This window comes from Glycomyces sp. NPDC048151, assembly GCF_043202775.1.
Taxonomy (GTDB): domain Bacteria; phylum Actinomycetota; class Actinomycetes; order Mycobacteriales; family Micromonosporaceae; genus Glycomyces.
The window spans coordinates 138,358-152,847 of the sequence record NZ_JBIDBB010000003.1; the positions used below are offsets into that span (position 1 = coordinate 138,358).

Consider the following 14,490-nt stretch of genomic DNA (forward strand, 5'->3'; position numbering starts at 1 on the left):
GCGGAGGTCGGCTATCGTGAAACGTCCCCGCGCCGTTTCCGCCCGAGCAGAGAGTTATTGCGATGACGTATCCTCCGCCTCCTCCGGACCAGTCCGGTCAGGGCGGCTTCCAGTACGACCCGTACGGCAGCCAGCCCGGTTCCCAGCCCCAGAACCCGTCGCAGCCGCAGCAGCCCGGTTACCAGCCCCAGCAGCCGGGCTACCCGCCGCAGCAGCCCGGCTACGGACCCGGCCCGGCCCCGCAGCTCCCGCCGCAGGCCCCCGGCTACCCCCCGGCGTACGGCGCGCCCGGCTACGGCCCGCAGCTGCCCAAAGGACAGGCGATCGCGTCGATGGTGCTCGGCATCATCGCCGTCGGCGGCCTGTGCATCCCCTACATCGGCAGCTTCGCCTCCATCGTCTGCGGCATCATCGCCGCGATCCTCGGCGGCGTCGCGCTCAAGAAGATCAACGCGGGCCAGGCGGCCGGCAAGGGCCAGGCGATCACGGGCCTCGTGCTCGGCATCATCGTCTGCGCGCTCGCGGTGATCATCCTCGTCGCGGTCGGCTCGCTGCTCGCCACGTTCGGCACCGCCTCGACCACGTCGTACTAGACCGCACGGCTTGCAGCGGCGCGGGCTCCGGCCCGCGCCGCTTTCGCGTCCCCGGTGTTACATCGTGACCAGGCAGAACGGGTGCCCGACGGGGTCGGCGTAGACCCGGAAGGTCTCGCCGCCGCCCTTGAGCCTGCGCGCCCCGATCCGGAGCACCTGCCGTTCGCCCTCGTCGAGGTCGTCGACCTTGACGTCGAAGTGCATCTGCTGCGGGACCGCGGGGTCGGGCCACGTGGGCGCCTTGTAGTCGTCGATCTGCTCGAACGCCACGCCGGGCCGGTCGGGGGCGTCGCCGATGACGATCCAGTCGCCGTCGTCCTGCACCCGAACCATGCCGAGCAGCTCCTGGTAGAACGCCGCCAGCGCGGAGGCGTCAGGGCAGTTGATGATGAGGCCGTGCCATTTGCCGATCATCGGTCCAGGGTCGCAGACGGGACCGACAGCCGCTGCCGGCTCGGCTCAGGAAGCGCGGATCAGGTGACGTCGTCGAAGCTGGCGGCGCGCTCGCGGCGCTCGGCGGCCGGTTCGGCCGCGGCCTCGCCCGTGTCGTTGGAGCCGTTGGCCTTGCGGGTGAGGGAGCCGCGGTTGACGCTGCGGCGGGTGCTCTCGACCTCGCGCGTGGTCTCCGTCAGGCTCTCCTGCATCGGCTTGGTGCTGTCCTGGAGGTCGCGCATGGTGGACTTCAGCGGGCTCGTCAGCATCTCCTGGTCCTCTTCGGTCAGGATGTGCTTGCGGACGAACGTCTTGGGGTTGAGGTCCTCGGGCCGGATGTCGGTGCCGATCTCGCGGCTGAGGTCCGCGGCGGCGTTGGACGCCATGGTGCGGGCCTTCGAGATGAACCGGCGGAGGCTGGCCAGCGCCTTGGGCAGCTTGTCGGGCCCCCACAGGAAGATGGCGATGAGGATGATGACGAGGAACTCGGTTCCGCCCAAGCCTCCGAACACGCTGATCCTCCTAATGCCTGCCTGTGCCAGCTGTTACCTGAAAAACCTCCGCCTAGCGTACTCCGCCTTAGTCGGTTGCCGCTTCCAGCGTGACCTGGGCGCTGTGCTCCTGGCCGTCGCGCTCGTAGACGACGGTGACGACGGTGCCCGGGGCGAGCTTGCGGATGAGGGCGATCAGTTCGGTGTTCTCGGCGACCATGTTGCCGTTGAAGCTGGTCAGGACGTCGCCGTCTTGGAGTCCGGCGTCGGCGGCGGGGGAGCCGTCGACGACGTGGGCGAGGGTGACCCCGATCCCCAATTCGGATTCTCCGAGCTCGGCGCCGAGCACGGTGTGGCTGGCCGATCCGGTCGCGATGATCTCGTCGGCGATGCGTTTGGCCTGGTTGATGGGGATGGCGAAGCCGATGCCGATGTTCCCGGCCTCGCCTTCGGCGGCGGTGGAGGCGATGGCGGTGTTGATGCCGATGACCTGCCCGGCGATGTCGGTGAGGGGGCCGCCGGAGTTGCCGGGGTTGATGGCGGCGTCGGTCTGGATCGCGGCCATGACCGATTCGACCTCGCCGTTGTTGTTCTCGGTGAGCACGGGCCGGTCGATCGCGGAGACGATGCCTTCTGTGACGGTGGAGGAGAGTCCGAGGGGTGCGCCGACGGCGAGGACGGGGTCGCCGACGGCGACCTGGTCGGAGTCGGCGAGGACCATCGCGGGGTGCTCGTCGCCGTCGATGCGGAGGACGGCGACGTCGGAGTCGGGGTCGGAGCCGATGACTTCGGCGGTGGTGACGTTGCCGTCGCTGAAGAGCACTTGGAGGTTGTCGGCGGGTTCGGTGCCGCCGCCGACGACCACGTGGTGGTTGGTGAGGACGTAGCCGTCGTCGGAGACGATGAAGCCGGAGCCGTTGCCGCCGTCGGCGGTGAGGACGGTGACGACCGACGGCATGATCTGCTCGACGACGCCTGCGACGGAGGTGACGTCGCGTTCGGTCTGGGGTTCGGCGCCGATGAAGCCGTTGTCGCCGGTGCCGGAGCGGGTGGCCCAGATGCCGACGGCCGCGCCGAGGGTCCCGGCGATGAGCGCGGTGACGGCGGAGACGGCGATGACGATGCCGAGGGCGGGCCTGGTGCGCGGTGTGCGGGCCGGGAGCGGTTCGGGCGGGGGCGCGTGGGGGACGGGCCTGGTCTCGATGACGGCGCGGCTGGCGGGGTCGCGCCACGGGTCGGAGGCGGCGGCGGGGTGCCACCAGGCGGACTGGTCGGCCTGCGGGGGCGCGTAGGGCTGCTGGGCCGGTCCGGTCATCGCGGGTGCGCCTGGGGGAGCGTCGGGGTCCTGCGGCGGGTACGGGGGCGGCACGGCGGACGGCGGGACGGCCGCGGGTTCCGCGTATTGCGGTCCGGCCTGCGGCGGCATGCCGGTCTCGTAGGGTCCGGCCGGGTTCGCCGCGGGGCCGGGCGGCTGCGGCGCGGCCTCGTTCTGCGGGCGTCCGTGGGACGGTCCGTCCGTCAGCGGCGCGTGCGGGCCCGGTTCGGGGTGTTGCGGATTGCCCGGATCTGCCTGGGGCGGCTGGGTGCCGGAAGTCATGACTGAAAGTCTATGCCGGAATTGCCGCTCGTTCACCTGCCCCGCGATTCCGCGCCGTGCCGGATGGTCCGCGCCCATGGCAGACAGAGAGAGTCCGCCCCGGGCGCTGCCCAGGGCGGACTCACAGGTCGATTCGGCGGTGGGGTGACCGCCGTGGGGGTGGTGGAAGAGGCGGGACTTACTCCAAGGCGCCTTCGAGCTCCTTCTTCAAGGTCGCAGCTTCTTCCGGGCTCATCTCCACGACCAGCCGACCGCCACCTTCGAGTGGAACACGCATGATGATGCCGCGACCCTCCTGCGCCACCTCGAGTGGTCCGTCACCCGTCCGCGGTTTCATGGCCGCCATTTTGGTCTCCCCTCGATCCAAGGTCGCAGGTTGCGACTCGACATTGCTAGATCAAGTTTCCCTGATGAACAGGGCAGAGGCCAACTCGCCCCTCCGTCTATGTGACAAGGTTGCGTAGAAATCGCCTAGAAAGCGGCGTTTGTGACATGAGTGATTATTCTTAACGGACTGTGAGGCCCGTCACTCACTCCTCGGGGTCCTGCTCGTGCTCGACGCCCAAAAGGAACGAAGTGCCCTCAAGTTCTCTTCCGTACGGCGCGACGAACGTCGGCAGCTCCTTCGGCCCCAGCGAGCGGATGTACGACCAGAACTGGCGCACGGCCTCGGCCTTGTCCACCGCCTCGATCGGCATCGAGAGGGTCACGAGCCAGTCGCTGCGGCGCTCCGGGGTCGGCAGGGTCCGGACCAGGTCCTCCCACGCCTCCGGGTTCAGCTCCGTCCAGCCCTCTTCGACATCGGCGCTTTCGACGGTCTTGGCGGGCTCCTCGAGACGGCGGCGGTAGGCGATCCCCGCACCGCTGGCGACACCGAGCGCGAACACGCCCTCCGGTCCGGCCAACGCGACCTCGTCGCCGTCCGCGACGCCCTCGGGGCGCCCGGCGGACTCGACCGCTTCGACCTCGTAGGCCTGTTGCTCGGTGTACTCGTCTTCGTTCAACGCCAGCAGCCAATAACGCATGGGCATATCCCATCACGCCTCGTCGCGCGGCGCCGTCTCACCGGCCTCCTCGCGCCCTGCCTCACTCTCGGGGGCGTCGCCCTCGGCACGGTCGTCGTCCGGCTCGGCCGCGATCTCCTCGGTGTCGGCGGTGCCGTCGAGCCGCGCCCGCATCTGGGCGAGCAGCTCGTCGCGGCGGCCGATCTCCCACGCGAGCCGGTTCAGGGCCGCGTCGACCTGGTCGGTGCGGTACCCGCGCAGGCCCGTGTCGAACTTGACGGAGGCGACGGCCGTCTCGTCGACCGCTTCGCCCTCGCCCAGCCCCAGCGGCGCGCCCGCCGAGGCGACGTCGAGCAGCGTGTCGCGGCCGGTGGCCCACACGACGATCGAGAAGGCGATCCACACGCCGATGACGGCGACGATGAGCGGCAGCACGAAATCCACAGGAGTCTCCTCCGACTAGAACCAGGCGAAAACCATGACCACGGCAATTGTGCCGACCGCGAGGGTCACTCCCAGACGCGGGTTGTGGGGGACGACCGCCTTGATGGGCTTCCCGCTCCGGTCCAGCAGCGGCAGGCGCGGCCGGTTGGCCATCCCCACCAGCACGTATCCCACGATCGTGGCCATCACCGGCAGCAGGAACGTGACCCACCACTTCGAATCGCTCTCGCCGCCCGTCACCGCGAAGTAGACGAACTGCACGATCAGGCACGCGACCATGCACGACCCGTAGACGAGCAGCTCCCGCAGCACGTGGTGCGCCTTCGGCAGCAGCGTCGGCCGCTGCGCGGCCCGCGTCGTCGCGACCCTGGCGAGCTCCGCCTCCCGCAGCGCGGTCTTCGCCCGCTCCAGCACCGCATCGGGATCGTCCTGCCGCACAGGCGACCCGCCCGCACTGTCGTCGACTTGCGACGGCGTCAAGTCGGGCGCAGTGTGCCGCAACCGCGCGCACAGCTCCGCGACCGCCATCATCTGGTCGTCCAGTTCGGACCGCACCTCGCGCAGCGCCTCCCGGCGCCGCTCCAGCGCCCGGGTCGCCTGCGCGGTGCTCGCGTTCGCGTCCGCGTCGAGCCGCGTCAGCTCGTGCACCAGGTCCTCGTACGCGCTCAGGCTCATCGCGACTCCACCTTCCCGGGGACGTCCTGGACCGGCAGCCCGTCGAGGCGGCCGGGCCGCACGTACGGCACCGTCAGCGTCTCGGTGCCCGCGTGCCGGTCGATCACGAGACACCGGTTCGTGCGGGCCTCCCAGGCCCGCTCGTACCCGCCGGTGATCGCGGCGAGGTCGTTCCCGGCGATGTTGAGCGCCACGACCCCCGCGCAGTGCTCGCGCCCGGCCGTGCCGCCGATGTCGTCGAGGAACCGCCGCGCACCGCGCCACCAGCCGAGCAGGTGCACCCCGTCGGCCGGGCCGTGCAGCAGCAGGTCCCGCATCGCCGCCGCCCGCCCGTCGGCCCCGTCCGCGCCGAACCACACCAGGTACGTCGGCTTCTCGCGCCGCCCGCCGAGGATCGACCCCGGAGCGAGCTGACGGCACTCGTGCCCGCCCGCCTCCAGCTCCCGCAGCACCTGCCGCGCCGTGTCCTCCACGCCCACGGCCGTCGCCGCCACCTCGAACGCGACACTCCCCGGCTCATGCTGGCGCCCAAGGGAGACAGCCGCCGCCGCGAGCACGTCCGCCGCCACCGCCGACGTCCCCAGCACCGCCAGATGCCGCCCCGGGCTCCGGTCGAACTGGTACCCCACCGACGACATGTGCACGTCCACCGCCCGGCCCAGCAGCGCCACCGGCGCGTGCGTCGGCGCGAGGTCCGCGAACCGCGGATCGTCCTCCAGATGCTGCTCGTCGAAACCGCGGAACACCACCGGCTCCACATCGGAGTCGCGCCGCTCCCACAGCCGCCGCCGCAGACCCGTCAAGAGCTCCTCCGCGCTCGACGCGTCCGGGAACCGGCACGTCCGGTTGCGGCCCTTGATGCCCCCGGCGTCGTTGATCACCGCCTGGCCGACGCTGATGCCGTCCGCCGCGTCGTTGCCCTCGTCGAGCAGGTGCTTCGCGCCCGGCAGCGCCACCCGCAGCGGGAACTGCCCGAAAATCGAATCCTTCTTCGAGTACAGCGCCTCGATGCCCGAGATCGTCTGGCTCGCCAGCACCAGATGCACCCCGTACGAGCGGCCCTTGCGCGCCAGCTCCTCCAGATGCGCGACCGCTTCGCCCGCAAGGCGGTCGTTCCCCGCGAACAGCACGTGGAACTCGTCCACCACCGCCACGATCCTCGGCAGCGGCGTCTCCGGCCGCAGCTCCCGCAGCCGCGCCAGCCGCGTCGCCCCGGCCCGCTTCATGAGCCCCGCGCGCCGCGACAGCTCCGCCCGCAGCGCCCCCAGCACCGCCACCCCGTACTCGCGGTCCGACTCCACCCCGACGGCCTTCACGTGCGGAATCCACGACGGGTCCAGCGGCGAGGGCGTGAACTCGGTGAACGAGACGCCCTCCTTGAAGTCCAGCAGGTACAGCTCCAGCTCGGCGGGGGAGTACCGCGTCGCGAGCCCGTACAGCACGTCGAGCAGGAACACCGTCTTGCCGCCGCCCGTGCGCCCGCCGATGAGCCAGTGCGGCGTCGCGTCGTCGAACGCGACCTCCACGTCCCCGCCCTGGGAACGTCCCGCGGAGTCCCGGCCGATCACCGTCGACAGGCCGTCACGGCTCGAAGCCGACCACAGCACCTCCGGCACCAGGTCCCCGACGCCCAGCTCCCCGGCCTCCTTGCGCTGCTGCGCCCTCGCGCCGTACACCGCCCGCGCCAAGGCCGGCGCGGGAGCCCCGTCCAAGCGCACCGGCAGCGGCAGGCTCCCCAGCCGCACGTCGCTCTCATTGCAGTGCAAGTACATCGCGTGCTCGATCGCGGGCAGCGCCTCACGGTGCGGCTGCTGCCTCCACCCGCACAGCACCAGATGGCACCGCGCCGACGGCCCCGCGTGCGCCAGCGCCGCCAGCCGCTCCCGCACCGACTTCCCGACCTCCGGCGGCAGCCCCGCGATCACGATGAGGTGGAACGGCCGGTCGCCGATCGACTGGCCCCGCGCCGCGATGTCCCGCAGCTCCGTGAGCCGCTTCTCCGCGGCCGTGAGGACCCGCCCGAGCGCGAGGTGGTCCGTGGCCACCGGACCACTGATCCCGGCGTCCACGAGCGCCGTCGCGGGCGCGAACACCTGCCCGAGGGTCACACCGTCCACCAGGCTCAGTTCGAGATTCTGGTGCGCGGCGGTGATCCGCAGCAGCAGCGACTGGAGCATCCCGGCCACGCGCGGGTCGGCGGCGTCGCCGTCGCACACCAAGTGGCCCTTGCCGAGCAGTCCCGCCAGCGCCGGGAACGCGGGCGCGTCGTCGATCTCCGCGGTGCCGATCCGCACCGCCTCAGTCGACGGTACATCCGTCCACACAGGCGTGTTCGGCGCGATCGCGGCCAGGTCCTCGCCGAGCCACCCGGTCGCAGCGGCAGCCGCCGCGCCCCGCAGCCGCTCGGCCAGCTCAGCGCGCCGCTGCTCGACTCCCGTTGCGGCCAAACGCGAAGCGTCGTCCCGCAACAGCGCTTCGGCCTGATCGGCGGCTCCGGCGGCCTCGCGCACGCGCGCCGCCGCCCGCTCCAGTTCGGTCCGCCAAGTCAACGCGCCTCCCGAGGTGTGACAACGGAATCACCATACCGGGGAGGCGTGTTCTAGTGGGTGAACAGCCCCAGCGCCAGGTCCGCGAGGAGCCCCGGGTCCTCGGCCCCGCACAGCTCCCGCGCCGAGTGCATCGACAGGATCGGCAGGCCCACATCCACAGTGAGGATGCCCAGCTGCGTGCCCGAGATCGGGCCGATCGTCGTCCCGCCGGGGATGTCGTTGCGGTTCACGTACGTCTGCCACGGAATCCCGGCCGCGTCGGCGGAGCGGCGGAACAGCGCCTGCTCCTCCGCGCCGCTCGCGTACCGCTGGTTCGCGCTCACCTTGATCATCGGGCCGCGGCCGGGGACGGGCCGGTGGCCGGGCTCGTGCTTCTCGGGGAAGTTGGGGTGGACGGCGTTGCCGGTGTCGGAGGACATCATGGCGCTGGCGGCGATGGTGCGCGCGTACCGTTCGTCGTCGCCGACGAGGCGGCGCAGCACGGTCTCCAGGAACGGGCTCTGCGCGCCCGAGTAGGTCATCGAGCCGATCTCCTCGTAGTTGAACGAGGCGAGGACGGGAACGTTCACGCCGGTGTCCTCGGCGGCGATGAGCGCGGCGATCCCGGCGTGGGTGCTGGTGAGGTTGTCGAGCCGCCAGGCGGCGAACAGCTCCTCGTCCTTGCCGAGGTACGCGGGCTCGTCGAGGGCGACGGTGAAGAGGTCGTGGCCGAAGACGTCTGCGGCGTCGACGCCCGCCTCTGCGGCGATGAACTCGAGGAACTCGCCTTCGTACGGCTGGCCGAGGCCCCAGATCGGGGTGAGCTGCGACTGGGCGTTGAGCTTCTGGCCCTCGTTGACGCCCCGGTCGAGGTGGATCGCCAGGCGCGGGACGCGCAGGAGCGGCCGGTCGACGTGCACGAGCACCTCGGAGCCGTCGCGCATGACGAGCCGTCCGGCGACGGAGAGGTCGCGGTCGAGCCAGGTCTGGTGGGGGACGCCGCCGTAGACCTCGCAGGCGACCTGCTTCCACCCGGCCGAGCCGGTGTCGGGGTGCGGTTTGACCTTGAAGGTGGGGGTGTCGGTGTGGGCGCCGAAGATCCGGAAGGCCTCGGCCTCGGTGTTCGCGCGCCAGGCGATGATCGAGCCGTCGCGCACGGCGTAGTACCCGCCGGTCTCGCCGAGCGGCCACTCCTCGGTCTCGGCGAGCCGCCGGAATCCGGCGGCTTCGAGCCTGCTGCCCGCCTCGGCGCACGCGTGGTAGGGGGTCGGGCTGGCTTTGATGTACGCGGCGAGGTCGTCGGTGTGCGACCGGTCGAAGCGGGGCATCGGAGCTCCTTCTGGTGGCGGGTGGCCGTGGCGGCTGTCAGCATAGACGGATGCGAGCGTTGAAACTGGGCCGACGGGTGTTCGATGAGGGCGACTACGCGGTGATGGCGATCGTCAACCGCACGCCGGACTCCTTCTACGATTCGGGGGCGACCTTCGCGTTCGAGGCGGCGGTGGCCGCCGTGGACAACGCGGTGGCGCACGGCGCGGACATCGTCGACATCGGCGGCGTGAAGGCCGGGGACGGCCCGGAGGTCACCGTCGCGGAGGAGATCGACCGCGTGGTGCCGTTCATCGCCGCGGTCCATGGCTTGCACCCGGACCTGGTCATCTCGGTGGACACGTGGCGCGGCGAGGTCGCCCGCGAGGCGGTCGCGGCCGGGGCGGAGCTCATCAACGACACGTGGGCGGGCTGGGACCCCACGGTGATCGAGGTCGCGGCCGACACGGGCGCGGGCTTCGTCGTCTCGCACACCGGGGGCCTGGAGCCGCGGACGGTGGCCGCGAAGGCGGTCTACGGCGACGTGGTCGCTGAGGTCCGCGCCGAGCTAGTGGAGCGCGCCGAGGCGGCGGTCGCGGCGGGCGTGCGCGCCGACGGGATCCTCATCGACCCGACGCACGACTTCGGCAAGACCACCTACCACTCGCTCGACCTCACGCGCCACCTCGCGGAGCTGTCCGGGACCGGCTGGCCGGTGCTGGTCGCCTTGTCCCGCAAGGACTTCGTGGGCGAGACCCTGGACCTCCCGGTGGACCGGCGCCTGAACGGCACGCTCGCCGCGACGGCGATCTCGGCGTGGAACGGCGCCCGGGTCTTCCGCGCGCACGATGTGGCGGCGACCCGCGAGGTGCTCGACATGGTCGCGGCGATCAAGGGCGACAAGCCGCCGAAGGCCCCGCACCGGAGCCTCTGAGACGCCGAAGGCCGCCGTGAAGGATCACGGCGGCCTTTGCGTCGCGTTCGCTACCGGGCCTGCTTCATGTGCGCCACGGCCTCGTCGAGGTCGTCGGTCATCGTGAGCAGGTCGACGTCAGGCGGGCTGATCTTGCCCTCGCGGAGCATCGAGTCCCGGAGCCAGTCGTAGAGCCCGCCCCAGTAGTGGGAGCCGATGAGCGCGATCGGGAACTTGCCGACCTTTCCGGTCTGCACCAGCGTCAACGCCTCGAACAGCTCGTCCATGGTGCCGAAGCCGCCCGGGAGCGCGCAGAACCCGCACGAGTACTTCAGGAACATGACCTTGCGGACGAAGAAGTACTTGAAGTCGAGCTCGATGTGCACGAACTCGTTGATGCCCTGCTCGAACGGCAGCTCGATGCCGAGCCCGACCGATTTGACGCCCGCTTCGACGGCGCCGCGGTTGGCGGCCTCCATCGCGCCGGGGCCGCCGCCGGTGATGACGGAGAAGCCGGCCTCCCCGAGCTTGCGCCCCAAGTCCACGCCGAGCTTGTACTCCGGAGAGTCGACCGGGGTGCGCGCCGAGCCGTAGACGCAGATGGCGTCGCCGAGGCCGGCGGCCTCCATCGCGTCGAAGCCCTCGACGAACTCGGCCTGGAACTTCATGACTCGCCAGGCGGCCCGCTGCTTCCATTCCTCGCGGTGTCTGGCGTCCAGGACCTTCTCGTCGGCGGTCACTCTGCGGTCGGTCATGATTCCTCCACATAGGCTCGCAGCGCGTCCGCGCAGGCGCGGATGCGCGGGATCTCGACGCGCTCGTCCTGCTTGTGGGCGAGGTTCGGGTCGCCCGGGCCGAAGTTCACCGCCGGGATACCCAGGGTCGCGAAGCGCGCCACATCCGTCCACCCCAGTTTGGCGCGGAACTCGCCTCCGGCGGCGGCGACGAACTCGGCCGCCTCGGGCCGGTCGAGTCCGGGCCGGCACGACGGCGCGGTGTCGGAGACGTGCACGTCGAACCCGTCGAAGACCTCCCGGACGTGCGCTTGGGCCGCGGCCTCGTCGCGGTCGGGCGCGAACCGGTAGTTCACGTCGACCCAGGCCTCGTCGGGGATGACGTTCCCGGCGACGCCGCCGCCGATGAAGACCGCGTTCAGGCCCTCCCGGTACGTGCACCCGTCGACCTCGACCTCGCGCGCCTCGTACGCGTTGAGCCGCTCCAGCACGGGCGCGATCTTGTGGACGGCGTTCTCGCCCTTCCAGGACCGCGCCGAGTGCGCCCGCTTCCCGCTGGTGGTCACGCGGACCCGCATGGTGCCCTGGCAGCCGGCCTCGACGAGCCCGTACGTCGGCTCCAGGAGGATCGCGAAGTCGGCGGCGAGCAGTTCGGGCCGGGACTTGGAGAGCTTGTTCAGCCCGTTGTGCTCGGCCTCGATCTCCTCGCAGTCGTAGAACGCGAAGCTCAGGTCGAACTTCGGGTTCGGCACCGTCGCCGCGATCCACAGCGCGAGCGCCGTCCCGGACTTCATGTCGGAGGTGCCCAGGCCCCACAGGACGTCGCCGTCGAGGCGGGTGGGGAAGTTGTCGTTCACGGGGACCGTGTCGAGGTGCCCGGCGAGCATGACGCGCCGCCCCCGGCCCAGCTCGGTGCGGGCGATGAGCGTGTTCCCGACGCGCTCGGTCGTCAAGTGCCCCAGCCGCTTGAGGGCCGCCTCGACCTCGTCGCAGATCTCGGCCTCGTTCCAGGACACGGACGGGATGTCGCACAGGGCCCTGGTCAGCGCGACCGGGTCGGCGAGGACTGCCTCACTCAAAACTGTCACATCCGCAGACCTTACTCGCCGCGTCGATAGGCTTTTCGCATGAGTGATTTCCTGACTGACGGAGCATGGGGCGTCGGCGTCGCCACGCTCGCCGCCGACGGCACGGTCCTCGACGTGTGGTTCACGCGCCTGGGACTCGGCGAGGCCCCGGCCGACGCGGCCGCGCCCGACCTCGAACGGGAGAACCCGACGGGCACGACCTCCAAGGGCGTGTCGATCACGGTCAAGTCCCTCGCGGAGGCCCCCGAGGACACCGCCGACGTGTACCTGCGGCTGCACCTGCTCTCGCACCGCTTCGTCATCCCGCACTCGATCAGCCTCGAAGGCATCTTCGGCCTGCTGCCGAACAACGCGTGGACGAACTTCGGGCCCGTCCCGGCCGACGCGGTCAACGACGCGCGCCTCAAGCTCCGCGGCGAAGGCCAGATCCTCGAGGTCAAGTCCCTCGACAAGTTCCCGCCGATGGCCGACTACGTGACCCCGTCCGGCGTGCGCATCGCCGACGCCTCGCGCGTGCGCCTGGGCGCGCACCTGGCCTCCGGCACCACCGTCATGCACGAGGGCTTCGTGAACTTCAACGCCGGGACGCTCGGCAACTCGATGGTCGAGGGCCGCATCTCCGCGGGCGTGCTCGTCGGCGACGGCTCCGACATCGGCGGCGGCTCCTCGATCATGGGGACGCTCTCGGGCGGCGGCAAGGAGGTCATCTCGATCGGCGAGCGCTGCCTCCTCGGCGCGAACGCCGGCATCGGGATCTCGCTGGGCGACAACTGCGTCGTCGCGGCCGGCTGCTACGTGACCGCCGGCTCCAAGGTCACCACCCCCGACGGCGAGGTCGTCAAGGCCGCGGCCCTCTCGGGCAAGGACAACCTGCAGTTCTGGACGAACACCCAGACCGGCAAGCTCGAGGTGCGCCCGCGCACCGGCACCTGGGGCGAGCTGAACGCCGCCCTGCACAGCGCCCAGTAGCCGCGTACACGGAAAGGCCCCGGCTGACGCCGGGGCCTTTCGCCTGCGCAGGGAGTAGTACCCGGGTGCTACTCGCGTCTTCCGGGTTCATCCCGAAGATCGAGGTGGCGGCCCCGTTTCCTGCCTAGCCTTGTGCGCATGGACAGAGTTGGCGAGTTCGGCGCAGCGAATCCCACCGCTTCGGGGTTCGTGGTCGTCACGACCGAGAACGTTCCCGGCTACGAGGTCCTCGACACCCACGGCGAGGTCTTCGGCCTCACCGTCCGGTCCCGGAACTTCTTCTCCGACGTCGGCGCGGGCTTCAAGTCGCTCCTCGGCGGCGAGCTGAAGGGCCTCACCAAGGCCCTCGCCGCCTCCCGCGAGGAAGCGCTCACCCGCATGGTCGAGCAGGCGAAGACCCTGGGCGCCAACGGGGTCGTCATGATGCGCTTCGACGTCTCGGACGCCCGCGACATGGGCACCGAGGTCTGCGCCTACGGCACGGCCGTCACCGTCCGCAAGAAGCTTTGATCAGGAAACTGGGGAAAACGAGCGGCGGCCCCAAACACCCGGGGCCGCCGCTCAAAAACTCTCGCCGCTAGACCGGGCTCAGACCCAGCTGCTTGCCCGCCAGCGACACCTTCCGCACCGCCAGCTGGTCGGCGATCGCGCGGATCGCCCGCGACGCCTCGCAGTCGGGGTCGGAGATCACCAGCGGGAGCCCTGCGTCGCCGCCCTCGCGCAGCTTCGGGTCGAGCGGGATCTGGCCGAGCAGCGGCACGTCGGTGCCGATGTCCCGCGTCAGCGCCGCCGCGACGGTCTTGCCGCCGCCGGAGCCGAACGGCTCGATGTGCGACCCGTCCGGGAGCGCCATCCACGACATGTTCTCGACCACACCCGCGAGCTTCTGGTGCGTCTGCGTGACGATCGCCCCGGCCCGCTCGGCCACCTCGGCCGCCGCCTGCTGCGGGGTCGTGACGACCACGAGCTCCGCGGTCGGCAGGAGCTGCGCGACCGAGATCGCGATGTCGCCGGTCCCGGGCGGCAGGTCGAGCAGGAGCACGTCGAGCTCGCCCCAGTACACGTCGGCGAGGAACTGCTGGAGCGCGCGGTGCAGCATCGGCCCGCGCCACACGACGGCGGTGTTCCCGGGCGTGAACATCCCGATCGAGATGACCTTCATGCCGTGCGCCTGCGGCGGCATGATCATGTCCTCGACCTGCGTGGGCGCGCCCTCGACGCCGAGCATCCGCGGGATCGAGTGCCCGTAGATGTCCGCGTCGGCGACGCCGACCGACAGGCCCTTCTGCGCCAGCGCCGCGGCGAGGTTCACCGTCATCGACGACTTGCCGACGCCGCCCTTGCCGGACGCGATCGCGAACACGCGCGTGCGGGACTCGGGCAGGTTGAACGGGATCACCGGCTCGGCGCCCGCGCGGCCGCCGCGCAGCTTCACCTGCAGGTCGGCGCGCTGCTGCTCGCTCATGACGCCGAACTCGAGCGCCAGCTCGGAGACGCCGTCGATACCGTCGACGGCGCCGGCGATGTCGCGTTGCAGCGTGTCGCGCATCGGGCAGCCCGCGACGGTGAGGAGGATCTTCAGGGACAGGCGACCGCCGTCGACCTCGACGGTGTCGACCATGCCCAGCTCGGTGATCGGGCGGCGGATCTCGGGGTCGTTGACGTGCGAGAGCGCTTCGTGCACGGCCTCGACGACGGCAGCGTTGTCAGACAT

At 71.1% G+C, this 14,490-nt stretch carries 16 protein-coding genes; 4 read left to right on the forward strand and 12 right to left on the reverse strand.

Features of this window, described 5'->3' with window-relative positions:
- Positions 1-62: 62 nt before the first annotated feature.
- The gene (locus ACGGCP_RS07255; protein ID WP_392962386.1) at positions 63-593 is read left to right on the forward strand and encodes a DUF4190 domain-containing protein; all 531 of its coding nucleotides are present in this window, start codon (positions 63-65) and stop codon (positions 591-593) included.
- A 57-nt stretch (positions 594-650) separates the two neighbouring features.
- Here the strand turns inward: ACGGCP_RS07255 and ACGGCP_RS07260 are convergent, their stop codons facing one another.
- From ACGGCP_RS07260 to ACGGCP_RS07300, 9 genes are all read right to left on the reverse strand, one after another.
- Positions 651-1,007, reverse strand: coding sequence for a VOC family protein (locus ACGGCP_RS07260; RefSeq protein ID WP_392962388.1), 357 nt, complete (start codon positions 1,005-1,007; stop codon positions 651-653).
- A gap of 59 nt (positions 1,008-1,066) precedes the next feature.
- Positions 1,067-1,537: a twin-arginine translocase TatA/TatE family subunit gene (locus ACGGCP_RS07265; RefSeq protein ID WP_392962391.1), complete on the reverse strand. Its 471-nt coding sequence runs from the start codon at positions 1,535-1,537 to the stop codon at positions 1,067-1,069.
- Positions 1,538-1,604: 67 nt separating this feature from the next.
- Positions 1,605-2,831 carry a S1C family serine protease gene (locus ACGGCP_RS07270; RefSeq protein WP_392963567.1) on the reverse strand — a complete coding sequence of 409 codons (1,227 nt, stop codon included), beginning with the start codon at positions 2,829-2,831 and terminating at the stop codon, positions 1,605-1,607.
- Between the two features lie 460 nt (positions 2,832-3,291).
- Positions 3,292-3,459: a DUF3117 domain-containing protein gene (locus tag ACGGCP_RS07275; RefSeq protein WP_270121184.1), complete on the reverse strand. Its 168-nt coding sequence runs from the start codon at positions 3,457-3,459 to the stop codon at positions 3,292-3,294.
- A 184-nt stretch (positions 3,460-3,643) separates the two neighbouring features.
- Positions 3,644-4,138 (reverse strand): hypothetical protein, encoded by a 495-nt coding sequence (locus ACGGCP_RS07280; RefSeq protein ID WP_392962394.1) that lies wholly within the window; start codon positions 4,136-4,138, stop codon positions 3,644-3,646.
- 12 nt (positions 4,139-4,150) lie between these two features.
- On the reverse strand, positions 4,151-4,561 hold the full coding sequence (locus ACGGCP_RS07285; protein WP_392962397.1) for a DivIVA domain-containing protein: 411 nt from the start codon (positions 4,559-4,561) through the stop codon (positions 4,151-4,153).
- Positions 4,562-4,576: 15 nt separating this feature from the next.
- On the reverse strand, positions 4,577-5,236 hold the full coding sequence (locus ACGGCP_RS07290) for a hypothetical protein (RefSeq protein ID WP_392962400.1): 660 nt from the start codon (positions 5,234-5,236) through the stop codon (positions 4,577-4,579).
- Positions 5,233-7,785, reverse strand: a complete 2,553-nt coding sequence (locus ACGGCP_RS07295) for an FtsK/SpoIIIE domain-containing protein (RefSeq protein WP_392962403.1) — start codon at positions 7,783-7,785, stop codon at positions 5,233-5,235. Before ACGGCP_RS07295 ends, ACGGCP_RS07290 begins: the two co-directional genes overlap by 4 nt.
- Before the next feature lie 50 nt (positions 7,786-7,835).
- Positions 7,836-9,092, reverse strand: coding sequence for a M18 family aminopeptidase (locus tag ACGGCP_RS07300; protein WP_392962405.1), 1,257 nt, complete (start codon positions 9,090-9,092; stop codon positions 7,836-7,838).
- A 50-nt stretch (positions 9,093-9,142) separates the two neighbouring features.
- Between ACGGCP_RS07300 and folP the strand changes: the two genes are divergently transcribed.
- The gene (gene folP / locus ACGGCP_RS07305; protein WP_392962407.1) at positions 9,143-10,006 is read left to right on the forward strand and encodes a dihydropteroate synthase; all 864 of its coding nucleotides are present in this window, start codon (positions 9,143-9,145) and stop codon (positions 10,004-10,006) included.
- 50 nt (positions 10,007-10,056) lie between these two features.
- Here folP and ACGGCP_RS07310 read toward each other — a convergent pair whose 3' ends face one another.
- Complete coding sequence (locus ACGGCP_RS07310; protein ID WP_392962410.1) at positions 10,057-10,740, reverse strand: TIGR00730 family Rossman fold protein; 684 nt, start codon at positions 10,738-10,740, stop codon at positions 10,057-10,059.
- Complete coding sequence (gene dapE, locus ACGGCP_RS07315) at positions 10,737-11,807, reverse strand: succinyl-diaminopimelate desuccinylase (RefSeq protein ID WP_392962412.1); 1,071 nt, start codon at positions 11,805-11,807, stop codon at positions 10,737-10,739. Before dapE ends, ACGGCP_RS07310 begins: the two co-directional genes overlap by 4 nt.
- Positions 11,808-11,846: 39 nt before the next feature.
- On the opposite strand from dapE, the gene ACGGCP_RS07320 reads away from it, so the two are divergent.
- Together ACGGCP_RS07320 and ACGGCP_RS07325 are read left to right on the forward strand one after the other, a co-directional pair.
- A complete protein-coding gene (locus ACGGCP_RS07320; RefSeq protein ID WP_392962414.1) occupies positions 11,847-12,776 on the forward strand; it encodes a DapH/DapD/GlmU-related protein in 930 nt (309 codons plus the stop codon).
- A 138-nt stretch (positions 12,777-12,914) separates the two neighbouring features.
- Positions 12,915-13,286 (forward strand): YbjQ family protein, encoded by a 372-nt coding sequence (locus tag ACGGCP_RS07325; protein WP_392962417.1) that lies wholly within the window; start codon positions 12,915-12,917, stop codon positions 13,284-13,286.
- Positions 13,287-13,353: 67 nt separating this feature from the next.
- Here the strand turns inward: ACGGCP_RS07325 and ACGGCP_RS07330 are convergent, their stop codons facing one another.
- Positions 13,354-14,490 carry an Mrp/NBP35 family ATP-binding protein gene (locus ACGGCP_RS07330; protein WP_392962420.1) on the reverse strand — a complete coding sequence of 379 codons (1,137 nt, stop codon included), beginning with the start codon at positions 14,488-14,490 and terminating at the stop codon, positions 13,354-13,356.

Excerpts from the sequence above, each read along its gene's own strand:
- ACGGCP_RS07255 (WP_392962386.1), top strand. The coding sequence starts at position 63 with ATGACGTATCCTCCGCCTCCTCCGGACCAGTCCGGTCAGGGCGGCTTC.
- ACGGCP_RS07260 (WP_392962388.1), bottom strand. The coding sequence starts at position 1,007 with ATGATCGGCAAATGGCACGGCCTCATCATCAACTGCCCTGACGCCTCC.
- ACGGCP_RS07270 (WP_392963567.1), bottom strand. The coding sequence starts at position 2,831 with ATGACCGGACCGGCCCAGCAGCCCTACGCGCCCCCGCAGGCCGACCAG.
- ACGGCP_RS07275 (WP_270121184.1), bottom strand. The coding sequence starts at position 3,459 with ATGGCGGCCATGAAACCGCGGACGGGTGACGGACCACTCGAGGTGGCG.
- ACGGCP_RS07280 (WP_392962394.1), bottom strand. The coding sequence starts at position 4,138 with ATGCGTTATTGGCTGCTGGCGTTGAACGAAGACGAGTACACCGAGCAA.
- ACGGCP_RS07290 (WP_392962400.1), bottom strand. The coding sequence starts at position 5,236 with ATGAGCCTGAGCGCGTACGAGGACCTGGTGCACGAGCTGACGCGGCTC.
- ACGGCP_RS07300 (WP_392962405.1), bottom strand. The coding sequence starts at position 9,092 with ATGCCCCGCTTCGACCGGTCGCACACCGACGACCTCGCCGCGTACATC.
- folP (WP_392962407.1), top strand. The coding sequence starts at position 9,143 with ATGCGAGCGTTGAAACTGGGCCGACGGGTGTTCGATGAGGGCGACTAC.
- ACGGCP_RS07310 (WP_392962410.1), bottom strand. The coding sequence starts at position 10,740 with ATGACCGACCGCAGAGTGACCGCCGACGAGAAGGTCCTGGACGCCAGA.
- ACGGCP_RS07320 (WP_392962414.1), top strand. The coding sequence starts at position 11,847 with ATGAGTGATTTCCTGACTGACGGAGCATGGGGCGTCGGCGTCGCCACG.
- ACGGCP_RS07325 (WP_392962417.1), top strand. The coding sequence starts at position 12,915 with ATGGACAGAGTTGGCGAGTTCGGCGCAGCGAATCCCACCGCTTCGGGG.
- ACGGCP_RS07330 (WP_392962420.1), bottom strand. The coding sequence starts at position 14,490 with ATGTCTGACAACGCTGCCGTCGTCGAGGCCGTGCACGAAGCGCTCTCG.